17 protein-coding genes and 1 pseudogene are annotated in these 20,836 nt (G+C 63.7%); 7 read left to right on the top strand and 11 right to left on the bottom strand.

Going from position 1 to position 20,836, the window contains the following annotated elements; all coding sequences use genetic code 11:
* Positions 1-323: 323 nt before the first annotated feature.
* Positions 324-1,286 (top strand): glycosyltransferase family 2 protein, encoded by a 963-nt coding sequence (locus IVB46_RS08875; protein WP_223153632.1) that lies wholly within the window; start codon positions 324-326, stop codon positions 1,284-1,286.
* A 185-nt stretch (positions 1,287-1,471) separates the two neighbouring features.
* Here IVB46_RS08875 and IVB46_RS08870 read toward each other — a convergent pair whose 3' ends face one another.
* Positions 1,472-2,407 carry a LysR family transcriptional regulator gene (locus tag IVB46_RS08870; protein WP_247314656.1) on the bottom strand — a complete coding sequence of 312 codons (936 nt, stop codon included), beginning with the start codon at positions 2,405-2,407 and terminating at the stop codon, positions 1,472-1,474.
* Positions 2,408-2,505: 98 nt separating this feature from the next.
* Between IVB46_RS08870 and IVB46_RS08865 the strand changes: the two genes are divergently transcribed.
* Complete coding sequence (locus IVB46_RS08865; RefSeq protein WP_247314354.1) at positions 2,506-2,832, top strand: hypothetical protein; 327 nt, start codon at positions 2,506-2,508, stop codon at positions 2,830-2,832.
* Positions 2,833-2,971: 139 nt separating this feature from the next.
* Here the strand turns inward: IVB46_RS08865 and IVB46_RS08860 are convergent, their stop codons facing one another.
* The 3 genes and pseudogenes from IVB46_RS08860 to IVB46_RS08850 form a co-directional block, all read right to left on the bottom strand.
* The gene (locus IVB46_RS08860) at positions 2,972-3,670 is read right to left on the bottom strand and encodes a YafY family protein (protein WP_085402513.1); all 699 of its coding nucleotides are present in this window, start codon (positions 3,668-3,670) and stop codon (positions 2,972-2,974) included.
* A gap of 87 nt (positions 3,671-3,757) precedes the next feature.
* Positions 3,758-4,695, bottom strand: a pseudogene (locus IVB46_RS08855) (NAD(P)-dependent alcohol dehydrogenase).
* A gap of 13 nt (positions 4,696-4,708) precedes the next feature.
* On the bottom strand, positions 4,709-5,089 hold the full coding sequence (locus IVB46_RS08850) for a nuclear transport factor 2 family protein (RefSeq protein ID WP_247314356.1): 381 nt from the start codon (positions 5,087-5,089) through the stop codon (positions 4,709-4,711).
* Between the two features lie 231 nt (positions 5,090-5,320).
* Here IVB46_RS08850 and IVB46_RS08845 point away from each other — a divergent pair, with 231 nt between their 5' ends.
* The gene (locus IVB46_RS08845) at positions 5,321-6,328 is read left to right on the top strand and encodes a class I SAM-dependent methyltransferase (protein ID WP_247314359.1); all 1,008 of its coding nucleotides are present in this window, start codon (positions 5,321-5,323) and stop codon (positions 6,326-6,328) included.
* Between the two features lie 52 nt (positions 6,329-6,380).
* Here IVB46_RS08845 and IVB46_RS08840 read toward each other — a convergent pair whose 3' ends face one another.
* The 6 genes from IVB46_RS08840 to IVB46_RS08815 all read right to left on the bottom strand — a co-directional run bounded on the left by IVB46_RS08840 (position 6,381) and on the right by IVB46_RS08815 (position 12,452).
* Positions 6,381-8,570 carry a PQQ-dependent dehydrogenase, methanol/ethanol family gene (locus IVB46_RS08840; protein ID WP_247342508.1) on the bottom strand — a complete coding sequence of 730 codons (2,190 nt, stop codon included), beginning with the start codon at positions 8,568-8,570 and terminating at the stop codon, positions 6,381-6,383.
* A gap of 308 nt (positions 8,571-8,878) precedes the next feature.
* Positions 8,879-9,649, bottom strand: a complete 771-nt coding sequence (locus tag IVB46_RS08835; RefSeq protein WP_028158256.1) for a sulfite exporter TauE/SafE family protein — start codon at positions 9,647-9,649, stop codon at positions 8,879-8,881.
* Positions 9,646-10,902: a CCA tRNA nucleotidyltransferase gene (locus IVB46_RS08830; protein WP_247314363.1), complete on the bottom strand. Its 1,257-nt coding sequence runs from the start codon at positions 10,900-10,902 to the stop codon at positions 9,646-9,648. Before IVB46_RS08830 ends, IVB46_RS08835 begins: the two co-directional genes overlap by 4 nt.
* Positions 10,903-10,912: 10 nt before the next feature.
* Positions 10,913-11,176, bottom strand: a complete 264-nt coding sequence (locus tag IVB46_RS08825) for a DUF6111 family protein (protein WP_014497409.1) — start codon at positions 11,174-11,176, stop codon at positions 10,913-10,915.
* Positions 11,173-11,844 (bottom strand): CoA pyrophosphatase, encoded by a 672-nt coding sequence (locus IVB46_RS08820; RefSeq protein ID WP_247314365.1) that lies wholly within the window; start codon positions 11,842-11,844, stop codon positions 11,173-11,175. Before IVB46_RS08820 ends, IVB46_RS08825 begins: the two co-directional genes overlap by 4 nt.
* The gene (locus IVB46_RS08815; protein WP_166085083.1) at positions 11,841-12,452 is read right to left on the bottom strand and encodes a DUF1285 domain-containing protein; all 612 of its coding nucleotides are present in this window, start codon (positions 12,450-12,452) and stop codon (positions 11,841-11,843) included. Before IVB46_RS08815 ends, IVB46_RS08820 begins: the two co-directional genes overlap by 4 nt.
* Before the next feature lie 257 nt (positions 12,453-12,709).
* Here IVB46_RS08815 and IVB46_RS08810 point away from each other — a divergent pair, with 257 nt between their 5' ends.
* From IVB46_RS08810 to IVB46_RS08795, 4 genes are read left to right on the top strand one after another with little or no spacing between them, the layout of a single operon-like run.
* Complete coding sequence (locus tag IVB46_RS08810; RefSeq protein WP_071916189.1) at positions 12,710-13,708, top strand: MoxR family ATPase; 999 nt, start codon at positions 12,710-12,712, stop codon at positions 13,706-13,708.
* The gene (locus IVB46_RS08805) at positions 13,708-14,652 is read left to right on the top strand and encodes a DUF58 domain-containing protein (protein WP_071916190.1); all 945 of its coding nucleotides are present in this window, start codon (positions 13,708-13,710) and stop codon (positions 14,650-14,652) included. Before IVB46_RS08810 ends, IVB46_RS08805 begins: the two co-directional genes overlap by 1 nt.
* Positions 14,649-17,462, top strand: coding sequence for a DUF4159 domain-containing protein (locus IVB46_RS08800; protein ID WP_247342505.1), 2,814 nt, complete (start codon positions 14,649-14,651; stop codon positions 17,460-17,462). Before IVB46_RS08805 ends, IVB46_RS08800 begins: the two co-directional genes overlap by 4 nt.
* A 7-nt stretch (positions 17,463-17,469) precedes the next feature.
* A complete protein-coding gene (locus IVB46_RS08795) occupies positions 17,470-19,533 on the top strand; it encodes a hypothetical protein (RefSeq protein ID WP_247314369.1) in 2,064 nt (687 codons plus the stop codon).
* A 184-nt stretch (positions 19,534-19,717) separates the two neighbouring features.
* Here IVB46_RS08795 and IVB46_RS08790 read toward each other — a convergent pair whose 3' ends face one another.
* Positions 19,718-20,683, bottom strand: a complete 966-nt coding sequence (locus IVB46_RS08790) for a DUF4238 domain-containing protein (protein ID WP_247342501.1) — start codon at positions 20,681-20,683, stop codon at positions 19,718-19,720.
* Positions 20,684-20,836 lie beyond the last annotated feature (153 nt).

Raw genomic sequence — 20,836 nt, 5'->3', positions numbered from 1 at the left:
CTCAAACTGCGAATGACCCTGTCCGCTGAGGGGACGCCGCTGAAACATGTGGTCGAGGAAACAGTCGCGCTCTGACGATTGTCCCGGCTGTGGGAAGTCGTGGCCCTGATCCTCACGAAGGCTATCATTGCGGTCGCCGGCCGAACGTTGCCTTCGGGTCAAAGCGCGAAAGACTCAATGCGAAAGTCCGCTAAGCCCCATTGAACGGACCTCAATGAGGCGTGCTGCCGCTTCGCTGATGGGCCACATCCGGACATCTAGGATGTTGCCGCTCCCCGAGAACTGTTATTGTTGAGCGGTCTTGCGTCTAGGGGATGATGATTGTGTCTCCAGCAGAACTGTCGAGCAGCGAGGCGGAACTCCGGTCGTTCATTTCGGTCGCGATCCCAACCTTTCGACGTCCTTTTGGGCTGCAACGCGCGATCGAAAGCGTGCTGCAGCAGGACTTCTCCGATTGGGAAATGGTGATCAGCGACGACGAAGGGTTAGTGGGCGAGAGTTGTCGCCTCTTGTCCGAATATGTCAGCACAGAACCGCGCATCCGAGTCGTCGAGAACCGCAGAGGCCGTGGTCAGGTCGAGAACACGAACAATGCGATGCTTGCGTGTCGCGGTCCCTGGATCAAATTGTTGCATGACGACGACTGGCTCGCGCCAGGGGCGCTTACGTCTTTCGCGAGACTTGCGTTGGCCTACCCCGCCGCGGCAGTCATCACCTCCACAAGCCATCTGGTGCAAGACAAAGGCATAAAGTACCGGCAGGGGGGTGAGATTTACGTGTATTCGGGCCAACAGTGCCTGACTGATCTCTATTTGGTGGGCAAAACGCGGTCGCTCGGAATTGTCCCATCGACGCTGTTGGTCAATAGCAACGTCGTCAAAGCCGGCTGCCTGATGCGAAACTACAAGTCGATAAGTTGGGGGGTCGACCAACTGTTCTTCATTGATCTGGCCTGCCATGGTGACATGGTAGCGATAGACGATGGTCTTATCTTTTACGACATGACCAACCACCCCTGCATCACGGCAGACGGGTCGTTCACTCACATTGACCAAGAGACAGTCGATCTCAAACGCCTCACTTGGAGCCTTTTGGAAGATAAAGGAGAACTTCCCGATCCTGAAACGGTCGTGCGTGCGTTGCGGGTTGCTCGACTACGCGGACGGATCGGCCGGCAGCCACTCGGCGCAACGATCCGTGACGCAATCCAAATCCTGCGCCCCTCGGTCCTGATGGCTCTCAACAAGATCATCCGTGCTCGGGCCCGCGCGCCGGGTGCAATTTAATTCAACCTTTCTGCGGGAACGCTCTGATCTGATAGCGCAGCTAACTGACCGCCGCTCGAAATGGCAAGGTCCGCTATAGGTCACAAGCCGGCATCGACCCAGAGCGCTGGAACGTCTGCTAACGGGCTAAAAGGCGACATGCGGCCTGTGGAGTCGGCACCGCTCCACGCCGGGTAGCGGCCAGCTCAAAGCTCGGAGACCAATTCCACCAAGATCTGACGCAGCCACGCATGAGATGGATCGTGATCGTAGGAAGCGTGCCAGAGCAGTGAAACAGCTACGTCCTGCAAATCCACCGGAGGCTGGCTCAGGCTAAGCTTGAGTTCTGTGGCGAACAACCGAGCCAGCCGCGCGTGCATTGTCACGACGACAGGTGCGCGTGCCACCAAGGCAGGGACAGTGAGGAAGCGAGGCGTGGTCAGGACAACCGTCCGCCGCAATCCTAGTTTCTCAAGGGCGTCGTCTACCACGCCGCGCACAGTCCGGCCCGGCCGCAGGCTCGTGAGAACATGAGGTAACCGCACATAATCTTCGAGCGAGATTTGGGCGTCGGTGATGCCCGTTATCTCCGCGTTGAACATGCACAGATAGCTCTCGTTGAACAGCAGACGCCGCTTGTGGTGGATCTGGCCCTGAGGAAAGACGTCATAGCCAATGGCGAGGTCCAGTTCGTCAGCATCGAGATCATCCAGAAGTCTCGACGAGTCGATGTTGTAGAGCCGCAGATGGACGCCAGGCGCGACCTCGCGCAGGCGTGCGAGGAGAGCGGGAAGGACCAGGATTTCCATGCTGTCTGGGAGTCCGAACCTGAAGGTCCGCTCTGCCGTCGCTGGATCGAATGCGTCGTCGCGTGAGACAATCGTTTGGATTTGAGACAGCGTAGCCCGCACCGGCTCTACCAGCATCACTGCACGAGGAGTGAGGCGCAAGCCGTCGGGCCCTCGCGTCAGAAGCTCGTCGCCGAACAGGTCACGCAGGCGGGCGAGGTTGTGGCTCATCGCCGACTGACCAATGCCTACGCGGCCCGCAGCTCGCGTGACGCTACGTTCGCGAAGCAAGGCATCGAGGTGAACCAGTAGGTTTAGGTCGAGATGGCTTAGATTGACGGCATCGATACCCATCATCGATCCAATCTGTTTGATCAATGAGCATAGGCCGCCCATCTTATGTGGCAAGGGAACGGAGGGCGTGGCCCACCGCCCAGCTAAAGGAGATCAACATGTCAATCCGCAGTAGCCTTTTAGCCGCCACACTAGCCTTAGCCGCTTTTGGAACCGCTCATGCAGATAGCCTCAGGCCAATTCAGGCAAAGAGCATCGATCTCGGCGGGGTGTCCGGCGTCGCCTACTACACCGTTGAGCGCGATGGGTTCCATGTCGTGACGACCCTTGCTCAGGGCGAGACGGGAACGCCAATCCGCGTAGTCTCTGTTCTTGCGCCAGGCCAAAGCGTTGTTCTCTCAACGTCCCAGCAGCCAGGTGCGCTTGAAATCAGCCGGGCGGGCAACGAAGTGTTGGTCCGCAAGGCGGCGCCCGTCACGAACTAAGGTTCGAGCCTAGCGGGCGCGGTAATTTTCGGCGCCCGCTCTAACCCCGGAAGGCGTCAGGCGGCCCTTACGCCGGCGATGGTGAAGCGCACCAGCAGGTGATAGCTCGCCAGCATCGGCGTCGGACCCGGTGGTGAGATCAGCCGAGAGTCTTGCGACGTTCCGCGTCAACTTGAGCCCGCCATTGCTTGACGAGATCGCGCCGGCGACCGGGATAGCGTTCCGTCCTGAGCTTGATCTTTTCTATCCGATCCGCCCGGAATGAGCGGAAGTCTTTCCTCATTTCGCACCAGCCGGCAATGATGCGCCGGGAATCGAAAAAGCCGACGCCAATTGGCCAGATGATCCGCGTGGTCTTCGCGCCTTGCGGGTCGCGATACACAATGGAAAGCTTGTGTTGGTCGCGCATGGCTTGCCGCACGACGCGAAGGTCGACGGCTTCGGGTTGCTTCGGCCTGCGCCCTACGTGAAAGGCACTGTCGTCTAGCTTGTGTTGCAGCTCCGAGGGAAGGACCGCGCCAATTTTAGCGAGCGCGTCACGCGCCGCCAGCGCGAACTCGTCATCGGTCTGGCGAGATACCCATTGGGCGCCCAGCGCCAAGGCTTGGATTTCCTGTTCCGAGAACATCAGGGGAGGAAGGAGGAAGCCGGGTTGCAAGACATAGCCAAAGCCAGGCTCACCGTCGATTTGTGCGCCCAAGCCCTGCAAGTCGGCGATGTCGCGATAAATCGTTCGCAACGACACACCCGCCTCAGCCGCAAGGTCGTTGCCCGACACCGGGGTGCGGTGCCGCCGCAAGATCTGCATGAGGTCGAATAATCGTTGGCTCTTCGACATAGACCAAGTCTAGCACGAATCCTGCCAAAAAATGGCAGTAGGCATCGCGGGCCACGGGCGGCGGGGCTTTACTGGCCCAGACGGCATTTACATCGCTACCAGAGCCTTTCCGGCGAGCTTGTGCCCGGCTTCAAGCGCCGCGATGAGCGGGATCGCATCGTTCAGACGCACGGTCTCAGCAACTGGCAAGCGCAGCTTTCCATTCGCCGAAGCGACGGCAAGGCCGTCAAGGATATCAGCCCGCGCGGTGCAGACGATCGGCTTGAGTTTCCGGTTGAAGATCGCACGGATGAACTTGATTGGCGCTGGATTGATATCGAGATACACGCCGCCTTCGCGAAGCAGGCCAACCCCGGCGGCAACTGCCATCGTTCCCGCCGAGTCATACACTACGTCGAAGCGTTCACGGATCTTCGACAGATCGGTGGCCCGATAATCGAAGAGAGGCTGGACGTCCAAGTCACGGGCTCGCTGCATCGCCTGCGCACTGCATGTCCCCGCGACGGTCGCCCCGAACATCTTTGCGAGCTGCACCGTGGCCTCGCCGACAGCGCCGGTGCAGCCGTTGATGAACACCTGGCTGCCGGATTTCAGGGCAGCCTTGTCCACGAGGCCGTTCCATGCGGTGACCCCCGTCGCCCCGTCGTAGCCAGGCAAGCCGCGTCCTCGAACGAGACTGAATCCGGCCTCCTGGCGACGAAGGTTTGGGGAGCGATGACGGCTTCGCCAAGCGCGCCACCATGCTTTATCTGCGACATGCCGAATACGGGATCGCCAATCTTGAAGCGCATGACACCAGCGCCGACAGCGGTCACGACGCCGGAGAAATCGCTGCCCATGGCGCGCGGAAATTTCTTCCCCGTCACCATTTTGAGATAGCCATTGCGCACCTTCCAATCGATGGGATTGATGGCGGCGAACTTGACCTTGACCGCGACTTCGCCGGTCCCCGGAGCCTTCAGCTCGAAGGCTTCGAGCTTCATCGTTTCGGGGCCGCCGTAGCTGTAATATTGAATCCGTTTCATGGTCGATCGTGCCTTAGTGCGGTTGGACGGTCGCCGTGTAGGCGGCGAACGGAGTCGCGTCGTAGATCACTTCGGTCGACGCGATCTTGCCGTTCTTCACCTTGAGGAGTTCCGCGACGACGGCGTTGGCAACCGGATGGGTGTCCGCGCTGTAAACGACGACAGCCTGATCATCGTCGCCGTAGACGGCGAGAACCGTGACCTTCTTGATCATGCGGGCGAAACCCTCGTGGAATTCGCGAAACTTCTGCATGCCGGCGATCCGCCCGCGTGGCGACGTGCAAACAACGTCGTCCGCCGACACGGAAGTAATCGTATCCACGCTCCTGCTGGCGATGGCCTCGATGTAGGTCCTGGCGATCTGCAGCGCCTGGCCGTTGCTCTGGATTTTCATCGTCTTCCTTTCAGTAAAAATGCCCTGAAAGAAGACCTAGCGCAGGCCAGTGACAGATTCTGGCAGTAGGAAATCGGCGCGGCCAATGGCGCCTTCGCGCCGCGAGCGGCCTGCCTCCGCTGTCCTGTCCACTGCCCCGGACCTCGCGCTCCGCCAACCTTCATTTGAATGATGACGAGACAATTGGTCGCAACCACTTTCCACCGAAAGACCTGAATGAGGTCGGGAGAGATGAGCACCTGTCCAGCATGCGGCAGTGGATCAACTGCCAAACTGTTTGAAGTGACCGCAGATCAGGCCTCTCGATCCTTCGTCAGTCCGCGCCAGTATCCGGATCGCTCTCGAAAGTTAATAAGCCACCTGTCGCTGCTCTGGGGCCGCGACACCTGCGATATCCGCAAATGCGCGGATTGCGGATTTGGATTTGCAGATCCGTTCGTCGCGGGCGGCGCCGAGTTCTATAACCTGGCCGCGCCCCACCCTTCCTATCCAACCATGAAATGGGAGTATGAGAGGACGATCGAGGAGCTGAGCGGCCTCGGCACTGCCGGAAAAACGGCGATCGATGTCGGGGCCGGGTTTGGCTATTTTCTCGATCACATCAAGGACAAACTCTTTCGCGCGTCCGATATTTACGCGGTCGACTACAACGAAGCAGCGCAACAGGCCTTGCGATCGAAAGGCTACAAGACCTTTTCGGTCGACCTTCGGGAGGATGGCTTCACTCCGATGAAGGAGGCCTTCGACATCATCTTCATGTTTCAGGTGTTCGAGCACATGGACCGGGTGGATGACGTCTTCGCGCGATTGAAATACCTTCTCAAGGCGCAGGGCTCTGTCTTCATCGCCGTGCCGAATGATATCCGAACGCACTACATGGAGGGCCACAGATCGCTCATCGACATGCCGCCGAACCACATTGGCCGCTGGACGAAGGAAGCGTTTGACGCGGTATGTCGACGACATGGCCTGCAATTGAGCATTTGCGAGCGGGAACCATTCAACCTCCTGAAGTTTCTCAGGGAAGACATCGTGGACAGCTTTTTGCGCAGGGCGGAGAAACCGGGCAGCGTCAGCGAGTTCGTGCGCGGCCTGCCGCGAAGCCAAGCGCAGCGGATTGGGCAAGCCGTGATCGCACTTGCGCTTGCGCCATCACGCTTGCCGGCATGGGCCTACGCGGCCAGGAACTGCTCGACGCTGGGCAGTGCGCTCTGGGTCAAGATCGACAAGGCCGCGTGACGGGCGGCCACGGTCGAACGGGCCGCTCGCCGCCGCAGCGCCTGCTGACTCATCACCTGCTCTTCGGTCTGATGGCATCAACAGTTCCCTGTATGAAGGCCTGAAGTTTCCCGACGTCCCCTTCCGTCAACTTGCCGCTGAAATCCGGCATGCCCTGGTCGCGGAATGGACCGTGGAAGAGGATATGCCTCAGATTGGTGATCTCTTCGGCGCTGACGTAGCCGAGATTGATGATGTTGCCGCCGCGGCCGACGCCAGGCACGCCGTGGCAGGCGACGCAGGCTGCCGCGACATAGATCTCGCCGCCTTCCCTGATGTCCTTCGGATCGTACTTCACGCCCTGCAGCAGACCTTCGGTCTGATATTTGACGAACGCTGGCAGCTTCGCCGTGCCGCCGAGTGCGTATGTGTAGATCGTTCCCGGGTTCTGGTACTCGGTCGCGCGGTGCGTCAGGCCGTAGGAGCCGCCCCAGCCGACCGCAATCGAGATGTATTGCCTGTCGTCGACGATGTAGGTTGCGGCGGCCGCCACCGCGCCGGTGCCAGTCGGCATTTCCCACAGCTTGGTTCCGTTTGCCGCATCATAAGCGACGAAGCGGCCATCCGCCGTCCCCTGGAAAACCAGGTTGCCGGCGGTGGTCAGCGTCCCGCCGTTCCACGGCGACACGTGCTCGACGCGCCAGACCTCCTTTTGATGCACCGGATCCCAGGCGAGCAGACGTCCGAATGGGGCCGACTTCGGAGGGTTGAAAACGAAACCGATATTCCCGCCCAGCAAGCCGCCGAGCTTGCCTGGCGCAGCAGCATTCTGCACGAACGACTTTTCCGGCGACAGATTGACCGGGATGTGCTGCGCCGGAAGGTAGACGAGGCCGGTCAGCGGATTGAACGACATCGGCTGCCAATTGTGAGCCCCGTCCGGTCCCGGAATCGACTCGTATTGATCTGCGTCGCGCGCCGCCGGCAGCTCGATCGGCCGTCCGTTGGCGTCGTATCCCGTCGCCCAGTTCACATCGACAAAATTCTTCGCCGAGATGAACTTGCCGTTGGTGCGATCGATGACGAAGAAGAAGCCGTTTTTCGGCGCGTGCAGGATCACCTTCCGCGGCACATTGTCGATCTTGATGTCGGCCAGGATCATCGGCTGGGTCGATGTATAGTCCCAATTGTCGCCGGGCGTCTCCTGATAGTGCCAGACATACCGGCCCGTGTCGGCGTTGAGCGCGACGATCGAGCCCAGATAGAGATTGTCGCCACCCGACGGACTGCGAAGCTTGCGATTCCAGGGACCGCCGTTTCCCGTGCCGACATAGACCATGTTCAGATCGGGATCGAACGTGATCGAGTCCCATGGCGCGCCACCGCCGCCGTTGATCCAATACTTCCCGGCTGGATCCCAGGTCTTCGCCGCGGCTTCCATCGAGGCGTCTTCAAATGGCTTCGATGGATCGCCGGGCACGGTGAACCAGCGCCAGAGCTGATGACCGGTCTCGCTGTCGTAGGCCGTGACGTAGCCGCGCACACCATATTCGGCACCGCTCTGGCCGATCACGACCTTGCCGTTGAAGACGCGCGGCGCGCCGGTGATCGTGTAGGAATGATCGTGATCGATCAGCGTGTCCGTTTCCCAGAGCTTGGCTCCGGTCGCGGCATCGAGCGCGATCAGGCGCCCGTCATAGGCGGCTTCGAAGACCTTGCCCTTGTAGAGTGCGAGGCCACGGCTGACAGCGTCGCAACACCCGCGATAGGTCTTTGACCGGTCAACACCCGGATCGAACGACCAGATTTTTGTCCCGGTCCGCGCGTCAATGGCATGGACCACATTCCAGGGGGCCGACTGATACATGATGCCGTCGACGACGAGGGGCGTTGCCTCGATGCCGCGCGATGATTCCAGATTGTAACTCCAGACGAGCCCGAGATCCCTGACGTTGTCAGTGTTGATCTGATTGAGCTTGCTGAACCGCGTTTCGGCGTAGTCGAGGCCGACGGTCGGCCAATCCCTGGATCTCTTCGTATTGGCTTCAATGAAGGCGCTGTCGACTCTCGAGATATTCGCCTTGATGCGGTCCGGCTTCGCGTCGGTCCCACTCTGCGCCCATGCACTGGAAGGGAGAGAAAGACCCAGGAGAGCAGGAAAGAGAACAAGAACGGCACTGATCTCCCGGAAGGCAATCTGAATCCTGGACCGATTGCTCGACTTTTTTTCAGGCCATTGGCACTCTGTGTTGGATCGTCCCATGCCTCACCTTCCTCCGTGCATGTTGAGACCACGATGCGTGCGCATGCCTGCGCCCGCTTCCGTTGATATGAAGTCTCAAACCTGCCTCGACGGTGCTACTGAAGCATTTCAGTCCTGACATGCCCGATTGCAGTTGTAAGAAAGCGTCCCGCTTGGCCCACCGGCCCACGGCCGTCATCGGCGGAAATCTTTTCAACCCTCGGCAGTCAGGATCGGGCGTTTCGGCTAGCATTTGGCGGCGTGCAAGCATCGGGACGGAATGTCCGTCCTTGAAAGGACATCGCGAACGCCAATCGGACCGGAGTCATCTATGCGATCAGCGACCTTGCCGCAGCCGAGATCATCACCAGCCCGCCGGTGATGACAGCGACATCGAGGATCGCCGTGTGGATATGCACCGGCATGCGCTCGACGAAGGCTTTTGCCAGGAACGCGCCGGGGATCGCGATCGCGCCGATCAGCAGCGCAAAGGCCAGCACCTGCGCGGTGACGGCGCCGGCGAGGCCGAACACCGAGATCTTGATGAGGCCGGTGCCGAGCGAGATCATCGCATCGGTCGCGATCACGGCGGCGCCTTCGAGGCCCGCGGCCATCAAGAGCGAGAGCAGGATCACGCCGGAGCCGGAGGTGCCGCCGACCAGCACGCCATAGCCGACGGAACCGGCGGCAAGGCCGGTGTCGCCGATCCTGACCTGGCGGCGGCGGAGCACGCGGCGCAGCGGCACGCTCAGGATCAGCATGGAGCCGATCACGAGCGCGGCGCCCGCATTGGTCAGCCGCGTGTAGCCGTAGGCACCGAGCGCGGTCGTCAATGCCGCGCAGGCGAGCACGATCAGCGCGCGGCGGCGATCGGCATAGCGCAGATAGGCGAGCGCGCGGCTCGAATTGGTGAAGATCGCGGAGATCGCGATGATCGGCACCACGGGCTCGGCGCCGACCAGCGGCACCAGCACCAGCGGCATCAGGGCGCCGGTGCCGTAGCCGGCGAGACCACCGATGATCGAAGCAAACAACGCCATCAACGCGACCAGCAGGAGCTGAAGGATCGAGATGTCGGCGAAGCCTGAGACGATGGTCACGTTCTCTCATCGCGGCTGACGCGTGCCGCTGCTTGATCGGCAATGGAAGCGAGCGCGGCTTCCTCTAGGGGAAAATCCGCCGCAAGCCAAGCGTCCTCGGCAAGCGTCAGCACGTGCCCGAGCGCGGGTCCTTCGGCCATGCCGCGGGCGATGAAGTCGGCGGCGCGAAGCGGAAATTTCGGCGCAATCCAGCGCTGCGGCAACTCGGCGAGCGCACGCCAGCGCGACGATCCGACGTCGCCGCCGGCCCGCGCCCAGCCAAGCAACACGCGATCGTGATAGCGCTCCGCGCCGAGCCGATAGAGCAACCGCCGCGCATTGGCCTCGTCCTTGGTGGCGAAGCGCCACCAGCGATGCCCCATCGAATCCAGCGCCTTGCTTTCTACATTGGAGAGCCGCAAGCGCGTGGCAACGCGCTTGGCATCTTCGGTCACGGCGACCGTCAGCGCGGCGAGCCGCCGCGTGCCGCTTGCCGGCAAGCCAAGCTCGCCCTCGATCGCGATCATGGCCGACAGCGGCCCGGTATAGACGACGCCTCCGCTCAGCACTTGCAGCAACCCGCCATCGGCCATCGCGACCGCAGCGTCGGAGGCACCGTGAGCGACCAGCAGCTTCAGCATCTCCATGCGCACCCGCTCGGCCGACAGGCTCGCAAGACCCGCGCGGCCGCGGATGCAGGCGAGATAGCCGTCGCGGTCGGGCTCGCCGGCCCCGAAGGCGGCGTGGATGCGGAAGAAGCGCAGGATGCGCAGAAAATCCTCGGCGATGCGCTGGTCGGGATCGCCGATGAAGCGCACGCGCCGCGCGGCCGCATCCGCGATCCCGCCGACATAGTCGTGGACGACGCCCATCGCATCGGCCGAAAGTCCATTCATGGTGAAGTCGCGGCGCTCGGCGTCCTTCACCCAGTCGCGGCCGAACGCGACCTTGGCCTTGCGGCCGAAGGTCTCGGTGTCCTCGCGCAGCGTCGTGACTTCGTAAGGCGTGCTGTCGATGACCAGCGTGATGGTGCCGTGGTCGATGCCGGTCGGCACGCTCTTGATGCCGGCAGCCTTGGCGCGCCGCATCACCTCGTCGGGCCGCGCCGTGGTCGCGATGTCGATGTCGCCGGGCACGAGACCGAGCAACGCATTGCGCACGGCGCCGCCGACCACGCGCGCTTCCTCGCCGTTGCCGTTGAGCAGCGTCAGGACGCGCGCCGTCCCGCCGGAGGTCAGCCAGGGCGCATTGGCGAGTAACGGCTCTGCGCTCATGGTCCAGCCCCTATTTTTCCACGCCCGGCACGAGCCTGCCGTTCTCGATATGGGCGGGAACGTAGGTCGAATCCGGTGCGGCGCCGGAGAAATGCGCGAAGCCGATCAGCCCCGCGATGACAAGCACGAGCGCGGCCAGGACCAGGCGCGCGACGACGGTGACCGGCCAGGACGATCGCGCGAACAGGCCGGAGCGGGTGGCGGCCAGGAACAGCGCATAGACGGCAAAGGGGATGAGGAAAATTCCGATCTCGGTCAGAACCGGCCGGATCATGATGAGTAGATCCGCTCATACAGCACACGCAACATTCCGGCCGTCGCACCCCAGATGTAGCGTTCCGCGAACGGCATCGCGTAGTAAAAGCGCTCCATGCCGCGGAATTCCTTGCTGTGCACCTGGTGGTTCACCGGGTTCATCAGGAAGGATAGCGGTACCTCGAAGGCATCATCAACCTCCGAATGGTTGATGGTGAGCTCGAAGCCGGGCCGCACTTTGGCGACCGTCGGCAGGATGCGGAAGCCGAAAGCGGTGCCGTAGAGATCGAGATAGCCGATCGGCTCGACGAAGTCTCTGGACAGGCCGACCTCCTCCTCGGCCTCGCGCAAAGCCGCATCGAGCGGCGAGGCGTCGGTCGCGTCGATCTTGCCGCCGGGGAAGGCGATCTGGCCAGCGTGGTCGTTGAGATGCGCCGAGCGCTGCGTCAGCAGGATGGTCGGCTCGGGACGGTCGACCACGGCAATCAGGACCGCAGCCGGCCGCACCGGCTGTTCGCGCGCGACGATCTCGAGCATCTTATCGGTGCCGGGATCGCCCGAGGCGGGGATGACGTTCGGGTCGTAGAGGCCGGGCGGCACGTCGAAGCCGAGCCTCGCCCGGGATCGGGCGAAGAAATCGGCCGCGCCGATCACGACCGGACCACTCTTCAGGATAGGCTTGTTCAAAGTGCGGCCCTCACCTGCTCCGCGTCGGCCATGGCGAAGAATTCGCCGGCCGACTCGACGCCGAACATCGGCTGGCCATCGACCATCCGCTCCTCACCCATGTCAACCAGATCGTAGTAGAGCGCGCGGGTGACCTTGGCCCAGAGATCGGCGCGGACATGCAGATATGGCGTCAGCCCGCCCTCCCTGGCCTGCTCGAAGCGCAGCCGGTGCGCGGCATCGCAGGTGACCCAGTCGTCGACATTGGTGCGGAAGCGGAGCACGCGATGGTTGTCCTCACCGTCCTTCTGCATCTCGACCGCCATGAACGGCGCGTCGTCGACGCGGATGCCGACCTTCTCCACAGGCGTGACGAGAAAATGCTTGTCGCCCTCGCGCTTCAGGACGGTCGAGAACAGGCGGACCAGGGCGTGTCGTCCAATTGGCGTGCCCATGTAGAACCAAGTACCGTCGGAAGCGATTCGAATGTCGAGATCGCCGCAAAACGGCGGATTCCACAGATGCACCGGCGGCAGGCCCTTCTTGGCGCCTTCGGCATTGGCGGCACTTTTGGCGGCGGCAGTCAGCCCCTCAAGACCTCGATCGGCGCTCTGCCCTTGGTTCGCCATGGTTTGCCCTGACTTTGTCTGTTGGCACGATTGGTGCAGGTTTTACGTTGTACCCGGGTGCGCGGTTCCACACCGGATTAACCCGGTGTGGAGGTCGCCACTTCGTGATGCCCTACATATCCCTAAGCCGATAAGGTGGGGATAGGTTAATTCAACGAATACATGGCCTTCCTGCAAGTCTAGCATAGGGCCCATGTGCGACTTGTGATGATCTGACGACGCAAGCGGGCCGCGTGGCGGACTTAAGGAGCTGACGGATGGCGGAAAGTGTCGAGAAACTGGAAGACGGAATCGTCCGTTCGGCCGAGCAGGTGTCGAGCCAGATTCGCGCGGCGAAAGACGCAATCGCGTCCGTCATCTTCGGCCAGGATCGGGTGATCGAGAACACGCTCGTCACCATCCTCTCCGGCGGTCATGCGCTGCTGATCGGCGTGCCCGGCCTCGCCAAGACCAAGCTGGTCGAGACGCTCGGCATCACGCTGGGCCTCGACGCCAAGCGCATCCAATTCACGCCCGATTTGATGCCGTCGGACATTCTCGGCGCCGAAGTGCTCGACGAGAGCACCGCCGGCAAGCGCTCCTTCCGCTTCATCTCCGGTCCCGTGTTCGCGCAGCTGCTGATGGCCGACGAGATCAACCGCGCCAGCCCGCGCACGCAGTCGGCGCTGCTCCAGGCGATGCAGGAGCAGCACATCACCGTCGCCGGCGCGCGTCACGACCTGCCGAAGCCGTTCCACGTGCTCGCCACGCAAAACCCGCTGGAGCAGGAAGGCACCTATCCGCTGCCGGAAGCCCAGCTCGACCGCTTCCTGATGGAGATCGACGTCGACTATCCCGATCGCGACGCCGAGCGCCGCATCCTGTTCGAGACCACGGGTGCCGAGGAGACGCTGGCGAAGGGATCGATGAACGCAGATGCGCTGATCACCGCGCAGCGGCTGATCCGCCGTCTGCCGGTCGGAGATTCCGTGGTAGAGGCGATCCTGTCGCTGGTCCGCTCGGCCCGTCCAGGCGAGGAGAGCGGCGAGACCGGCAAGTTCATCGCCTGGGGTCCCGGCCCGCGCGCCAGCCAATCCTTGATGCTCGCCGTGCGCGCACGTGCGCTGATCGACGGACGCCTGGCGCCCTCGATCGACGACGTGCTCGACCTCGCCGAGCCCATATTGAAGCACCGCATGGCGCTGACGTTCCAGGCGCGCGCCGAAGGCCGCACGATTCCGGACGTGATCAAACAATTGAAGGCTCGGATCGGTTGATGGCCGCAGACAACGGGCACACAGCGAAGGAGATCATCGCGATCCGACGTGCCGATGGCGAAAGCCGTACGCTCGCCGCTTCGCTGCCGCGCCTGGTGCTCGAAGCCCGCCGTATCGCCGCCAACGTCATCCACGGCCTGCACGGAAGGCGCCGCGCCGGTTCCGGCGAAAATTTCTGGCAATACCGCCGCTTCGTCTCCGGCGAGCCGGCGCAGAACGTCGACTGGCGCCGCTCGGCGCGTGACGACCATCTCTATGTGCGCGAGCTTGAATGGGAAGCCTCGCACACGGTCTGGATCTGGCCCGACCGCTCGCCCTCGATGGCGTTCGCTTCAAAGCAGGCGCGCGAATCCAAGCTCGAGCGGACGCTGATCGTTGCCTTCGCGCTGGCCGAGCTGCTGGTCTCGGGCGGCGAACGCGTCGGCATTCCCGGACTGATGGCGCCGACCGCGAGCCGCAGCGTCATCGACAAGATGGCGCAGGCGATGCTGCATGACGATGCCGACCGGCTGAGCCTGCCGCCGTCCTTCGTCCCTTCCGCGCTCGCCGAGATCATCGTGCTGTCGGATTTCTGGTCGCCGATCGCGGAGATCAAATCCACGCTCGCGGGCCTGTCCGGCTCCGGCGCGCATGGCACGATGGTGCAGGTGGTCGATCCCGCCGAAGAGTCGTTCCCTTATTCCGGCCGCGTCGAGTTCGTCGAGCCCGAGGGCTTCGGCGTGATCACGGCGGGCCGCGCCGAGAGCTGGGCGCAGGACTACACCGCGCGGCTCGCGCTGCACCGCGACCAGATCCGCGCCGAGACCAGCAGGCTCAACTGGCTGTTCACCACCCACGCGACCGACCGCTCCGCCGCCGAGCTCTTGCTGTTCCTGCATGCCGGCATGCAGGTGAGCAAGTCGGGCACCCGCACCACGACGATCAAGGTGGGGCCGGCCGCATGATGGGATTGCCGCTCGCCTTCACCGAACCGCTGCTCCTGATCGGCCTCGTCAGCCTGCCGGTGCTGTGGTGGCTGCTGCGCGTGATGCCGCCGCGGCCGCGCCGCATCGAGTTTCCGCCGACGCGCCTGCTGTTCGACATCGCGCCAAGGGAAGAGACGCCCTCGCGGACGCCGTGGTGGCTGACCGCGCTGCGGCTCCTGGCTGCGGCCCTCGTCATTTTCGCCGCCGCCGGCCCGATCTGGAATCCGCAAACGGGCGCCGCCGGCAGCAAGGCGCCGCTCATGATCATGTTCGATGACGGCTGGAGCGCCGCATCGCACTGGGATGTCAGGGTCAGGGCCGCCGACGAGCTGATCGCCAATGCCAACAACGACCGCCGCGCCATCGCGCTGGTGCCGCTGTCCGAGCCGAACCGCGACATCACCCTGATGCCGGCGGGTGCGGCGCGCGTCGCATTGCGCCAGCTCGCGCCAAAGCCCTACTCGATCGATCGCGTTGAAACCCTGACCGCCATCGACCGTTTCCTGAAGGCCACCGGCGACTGCGAGATCGCCTGGCTCTCGGATGGCGTCGATACCGGCCGTGGCGAGGATTTCGTGCAGGGCCTTGGCAAGACCATCGGAGATCGCAGCTTGACGGTGTTCGAAGGCGGCACGTCCTCCCCGCTGGCGCTCGTCGCCGCCGAGAACGCCGCCGCCAAGATGACGGTGAAGGTGCTGCGCACCGACAGCGGCATCGCCGTCGGCACCGTGCGCGCGCTGGACCAGAAGTCCTCACCGATCGGCGAAGCGCGTTATTCGTTCGGCCCGCAGGACAAGGAAACCGAAGCCTCGTTCGACCTGCCGGTCGAGCTGCGCAACGACATCACGCGGCTCGATATATCGGGCGAGCGTTCGGCCGGCGCGGTGCAACTGCTCGACAAGCGGTGGCGCCGCCGCGCCATCGGCATCGTCACCGGCACGACCAGCGAGACCGCGCAGCCGCTGCTGGCGCCGACCTTCTACCTGACCCGTGCGCTGGCGCCGTTCGCCGACGTGCGGCTCGCCGACCGGGGCTCGCCGCAGCAGGGCATCACGCAATTCCTCGACCAGAAGCTGCCGATGATCATCCTCGCCGATGTCGGCACCGTCGCCCCTGAAATCCGCGAGCGCCTCAACGCCTGGATCGACCAGGGCGGCGTATTGGTGCGCTTCGCCGGTCCAAGGCTCGCGCAGGCCGAGGACGATCTCGTGCCGGTCAAGCTGCGCAAGGGCGGCCGCACGCTCGGCGGCAGCCTGACCTGGGAGAAGCCGCAGCATCTCGCCGCCTTCGCGGCGAACGGCCCGTTTGCCGGCGTCGCAGTCCCCAAGGACGTCACCGTGAACCGCCAGGTGCTGGCCGAGCCCGACGCGGTGCTCGCCACCAAGAGCTGGGCCTCGCTGGAAGACGGCACGCCGCTCGTCACCGGCGAGCATCGCGGCAAGGGCCTGGTCAGCCTGTTCCACGTCAGCGCCGACATGCGCTGGTCTGACCTGCCGATGTCGGGCACCTTCGTCGAAATGCTGCGCCGGGTCGTCGACATGTCCGGCTACACCGCCAAGCCCGGGCCCGGGGTCGCTGCCGAGGCGAGCACCGAGACGGTGGCGCCGCTGCACATCCTCGACGGCTTCGGCGCGTTCGGTCCGCCGCCGTCCACCGCAAAGCCGCTGCCCGCGGATTATCGCGACCGCGCTACGCCTGATCATCCGCCCGGCTTCTATGGTCCGGCAGAAGGACCGCTCGCCGTGAACACGCTCGCCGCTTCCGACCGCATCGCCGCGCTGAACACCGCAGGCCTGCGCGCCCGGCACGCGACCTACACCAATGCCGAACCGCGCGACCTGCGCGGCTGGCTGCTGTCGACGGCGCTCGCGCTGTTCCTGATCGACGCCATCATCGTCGCGGTGCTCGGCGGCGGGATCGCCGCGCTGCTGCGGCGGCGCGCCGCGACAGCCATGATCGTCGTCGGGCTGGCGCTTGCAGGCCTGGTGTCGCTTGCGCCCGCGCCGTCGCGCGCCGATGGCGCGTCCGACGAGTTCGCCATGAAGGCGGTGTCGCAAACCCGCCTCGCCTATGTCGTCACCGGCAATGCCGACGTCGATTCCATCGTCAAGGCCGGCATGTCCGGTCTGACGCAATTCCTGGCGCAGCGCACCGCGCTGGAGGCCGGCGATCCCGTCGGCATCGATCCCGGACGCGACGAGCTCGCCTTCTTCCCACTGATCTACTGGCCGATCGTGCCGGGCGCGCCCAAGCCGCCGCAGGATGCCATCAACAAGATCGACGCCTACATGAAGCAGGGCGGCACCGTGCTGTTCGACACCCGCGACGCGATCGAGGCGCCGCCCGGCGAGAACGGCGCCGCACAGACCCCGGGCATGCAGACGCTGCGCGAGATCCTGTCGTCGCTCGACGTGCCCGAGCTCGAACCGGTGCCGCGCGAGCACGTGCTGACCAAGACTTTTTACCTGCTGCGCGACTTCCCGGGCCGTTTCAGCACCGGCCAGACCTGGGTCGAGGCCTTGCCGCGCGATGAGGACGACGACAGCGCGCAGCGGCCTGCCCGTGGCGGCGACGGCGTCTCGCCCATCATCATCACCTCGAACGATCTGGCCGGCGCCTGGGCGCAGCGGCTCGACGGTCAGTTCATGCTGCCGATGTCCGGCGGCGACGCCCGCCAGCGCGAATTCGCCTACCGCGCCGGCGCCAACATCGTGATGTACACCCTGACCGGCAACTACAAGGCCGACCAGGTGCACGCACCGGCCCTGATCGAACGGCTGGGGCAATAGGATCGACATGAATTACGGCATCGCGTTCACGCCGCTTGTTCCCGCGATCGTCCTGTGGCTCGCGCTCGCCGCGATCGTCGTCGTTGCGCTCGTGCTGCTGGTGGCGCGTGCGCGCGGCGCAGCCGTGCGCGTGGCCGCGCTGGCACTATTCCTGCTGGCGCTCGCCAATCCCTCCTTCACCCGCGAGGACCGCGATCCCCTCACCTCGGTCGCCGCCGTCGTGGTCGACAAGAGCCCGAGCCAGAATTTCGGCAACCGCAATCGCGAGGCCGCGCAAGCGCAGGAAGCGCTGGTCGACAGCCTGAAGAAGATCAAGGGCCTCGAGGTCCGCGTCGTCGACGCCGGACAGGCCGATGGCGAGACCGACGGCACAAAACTATTCGGGGCGCTGGCCACCGCGCTGTCGGACGTGCCGGTCGACCGCGTCGCCGGCGCGTTCCTGATCACCGACGGCCGGGTCCACGACATCCCGGCCAACACCGCCGGGCTCGGCTTCCAGGCGCCGGTGCACGCGCTGATCACCGGGCAGAAGGACGAGCGCGACCGCCGCATCGCGATCACGGCCGCGCCGCGCTTCGGCATCGTCGGGCAGACCCAGACCATCACCTACCGCCTCGACGACCAGGGCGTCTCCGGCGAGCGCGCCAAGGTCACGATCCGCAGGGACGGCGAGGTCCTGGGCGAGCGCACGCTATCGAGCGGCCAGAGCGCAAGCGTCGACGTCGACATCAAGCACGCCGGCCCGAACATCGTCGAGATCGAGGCCTCGCCGCTCGAGAAAGAGCTGACGCCGGTGAACAACCGCGCGGTCGTCGCCATCGACGGCGTTCGCGACAAGCTGCGCGTGCTGCTGGTCTCGGGCGAGCCGCATTCCGGCGAGCGCACCTGGCGCAACCTGCTGAAGTCCGACGCCAGCGTCGACCTCGTGCACTTCACCATCCTGCGTCCGCCGGAGAAGCAGGACGGCACGCCGATCAACGAGCTGTCGCTGATCGCGTTTCCGACCCGCGAGCTGTTCCAGCAGAAGATCAACGAATTCCAGCTGATCATCTTCGACCGCTATGCCCGCCAGGGCGTACTGCCGATCGCCTATTTCGACAACATCGCGCGCTATGTCCGCGCGGGCGGCGCGGTGCTGGTCTCGGCCGGCCCGGACTATGCTTCCAACACCAGTATCTGGCGCACGCCGCTGGATTCGGTGCTGCCGGCTGAGCCGGTCGGCGTGACGGAAAAGCCGTTCTATGCGCATCTGTCGGAAATCGGCAAACGCCATCCGGTCACGCGCGGCCTCGAGGGCTCCGCGAGCGAACCGCCGCGCTGGAGCCGCTTCTTCCGCACCGTCGACACCCGCAATGCGGTCAACCCGCCGGTGATGACGGGCGTCGACGGCAAGCCGCTCCTGTTCCTGTCGCGCTTCGGCGAGGGCCGCGTCGCGCTCTTGCTCTCCGACCATATCTGGCTGTGGGCGCGCGGCTATGAAGGCGGCGGCCCGCATCTTGACCTGCTGCGGCGGATGTCGCACTGGCTGATGAAGCAGCCGGACCTCGATGAAGAGGCACTGCGCCTCCAGGTGCAGGGCAAGGACATCGTCGTGGTGCGCCAGACCATGTCGGACAGCGTCCAGCCGGTCAGCGTGACCTCGCCGTCGGGCGTGTCGCAGGACCTGACGCTCGCGCCTGCCGATCCCGGCGAGTGGCGCGCCAGCCTGCCGGCCAGCGAGCTTGGCCTGTGGCAGGCGACCGACGGCACGCTGAAGGCGCTGATCAATGTCGGTCCGACCAATCCGAAGGAGTTTTCGGAAGTCACCTCGACGACCGAAACGCTGAAGCCGCTGACGCAGGCGACCGGCGGCAATGCCGTGCGCGTGGTCGACGGCACCAGCGTCGAGCTGCCGCGCATCGTGCCGGTGCGTTCGGCGAGCGTCTTCGCCGGCGATGGCTGGATGGGCGTGCGGATGCGTGACGCCAGTGTCGTGAAGGGCGTCGGCGTGCTGCCGATCTTCGCCGGCCTGATCGGCCTGCTGCTGCTGCTCGGCGCGTTTGCCGCGACCTGGGTCCGCGAAGGGCGCTGAAGCATGGGTCGGCCCTCAACTACGTTCTGGTCGCATTTCGGCATATCGCCCCGATCCCTGACAGGCGGCCAACAGCAGCATGGAGCCGCGCTCCGCGCCCAGCGTGATGGCGTTCGAGCTTTATCTCAGCTACGTGGAGGCTCGACCGCGGAGTAGAACACCTGTCCTGAAGCGTTCAAAAGCTCTAATTCGCTTTGAGGGCGACGACTTTGCTGTCACCCGCAGGCTTCTTCTGTTGAAGGAACTGTTCGTCCTGGTTGAGCGTTGCGCCGCTCCTCTGCTCCTCACCCCGGGCGAACTTGAAGGAATGGTTGTAGGCAAATACTTGCCGGGAAGCACCGGCGATGATCTGATCATTTATCTCTGCGACCATCGCAGCGTCAGCAGTTACCACGCCCTCTGCGCCCTCTGGGCGGCCCCGAAGAGTCAACATAGTCGACAGTGGGAAGACAATCTCAGAATTGGGATCGGCAATGCCGGGCCGGTCAGCGTGCTCTTGCCCATCCGTCCAGCGAATGGTGACCGGATCATCGGTCGTTACGAACCCGCCGGAATCATCAGACGCGACCATCACCTGCCACTTCTTATTCCACAGTAGCTCGGTCACATGATCATGTTGATCGATCTCGGCAGCCATGATTCCTTCCTTCGACGGAGCAAAGTTCGTGTTCTTCAGTTCGTTGCGCAATTCTCGGAGGGAAAATTCCGGCTGTTTTCCGGCAGCTTTCATCTTGGCGACGTAGGCGTCGTACCGTTCTGTCTTTCCGAGCAAATGGCGCGTCGCTCGATCCATTGCGCCACTCATCTCCTTCCTTCGCTTCGGATTGCGTATCGTCATTGCAGCCATCAGATTAACGATTGCTGACCGGTCCTTTTCATCTGCAAGAGACATTCTTTCTATGACATTGGTCAAATGAGGAGCAGTCTCCCCCTCGAACTCCGCCATTAACTTTTCGACGGCGTTGACTTCCAAGCCCTCGACTTCAATCCGGTTGAAATCGCGCTGTGCCGCGACGCCATGAGGCTTGGAGCGGTACGGCTCTTTGGTCTGTCGGTCAAAGACGAGCAGCATATCCTTCTCGCCTACAAAATTGCGCAGATAATACTGCGGGACATAGTGATGCTTCCTTGGCTCGGCTTCCTTCGCCACTATCGGTAGCCCTTCGTTTCATTCAGGCGAGATGTTACTGCATTCCCACAGCAACTGGTAATCAGTCTAATGCCGCGTGCGGCGCGAGTGCCGGTTGAAGAGCTGCCGCTCCGTATCAAAGTACTGGACGCTCCAAGACTAATGAAAACGGGG

The sequence above is a fragment of the Bradyrhizobium sp. 61 genome (assembly GCF_023073075.1).
Classification (GTDB): domain Bacteria; phylum Pseudomonadota; class Alphaproteobacteria; order Rhizobiales; family Xanthobacteraceae; genus Bradyrhizobium; species Bradyrhizobium barranii.
This window is presented reverse-complemented; position numbering and strand designations above follow the sequence as displayed.

Bases quoted from the DNA above. Each gene is read 5' to 3' on its own strand.
- IVB46_RS08810 (WP_071916189.1), top strand. From the start codon at position 12,710: ATGGCGGAAAGTGTCGAGAAACTGGAAGACGGAATCGTCCGTTCGGCC.
- IVB46_RS08845 (WP_247314359.1), top strand. From the start codon at position 5,321: ATGAGCACCTGTCCAGCATGCGGCAGTGGATCAACTGCCAAACTGTTT.
- IVB46_RS08840 (WP_247342508.1), bottom strand. From the start codon at position 8,570: ATGGGACGATCCAACACAGAGTGCCAATGGCCTGAAAAAAAGTCGAGC.
- IVB46_RS08805 (WP_071916190.1), top strand. From the start codon at position 13,708: ATGGCCGCAGACAACGGGCACACAGCGAAGGAGATCATCGCGATCCGA.
- IVB46_RS08850 (WP_247314356.1), bottom strand. From the start codon at position 5,089: ATGAAAATCCAGAGCAACGGCCAGGCGCTGCAGATCGCCAGGACCTAC.
- IVB46_RS08830 (WP_247314363.1), bottom strand. From the start codon at position 10,902: ATGAGCGCAGAGCCGTTACTCGCCAATGCGCCCTGGCTGACCTCCGGC.
- IVB46_RS08870 (WP_247314656.1), bottom strand. From the start codon at position 2,407: ATGGGTATCGATGCCGTCAATCTAAGCCATCTCGACCTAAACCTACTG.
- IVB46_RS08815 (WP_166085083.1), bottom strand. From the start codon at position 12,452: ATGGCGAACCAAGGGCAGAGCGCCGATCGAGGTCTTGAGGGGCTGACT.
- IVB46_RS08795 (WP_247314369.1), top strand. From the start codon at position 17,470: ATGAATTACGGCATCGCGTTCACGCCGCTTGTTCCCGCGATCGTCCTG.
- IVB46_RS08800 (WP_247342505.1), top strand. From the start codon at position 14,649: ATGATGGGATTGCCGCTCGCCTTCACCGAACCGCTGCTCCTGATCGGC.
- IVB46_RS08865 (WP_247314354.1), top strand. From the start codon at position 2,506: ATGTCAATCCGCAGTAGCCTTTTAGCCGCCACACTAGCCTTAGCCGCT.
- IVB46_RS08860 (WP_085402513.1), bottom strand. From the start codon at position 3,670: ATGTCGAAGAGCCAACGATTATTCGACCTCATGCAGATCTTGCGGCGG.
- IVB46_RS08825 (WP_014497409.1), bottom strand. From the start codon at position 11,176: ATGATCCGGCCGGTTCTGACCGAGATCGGAATTTTCCTCATCCCCTTT.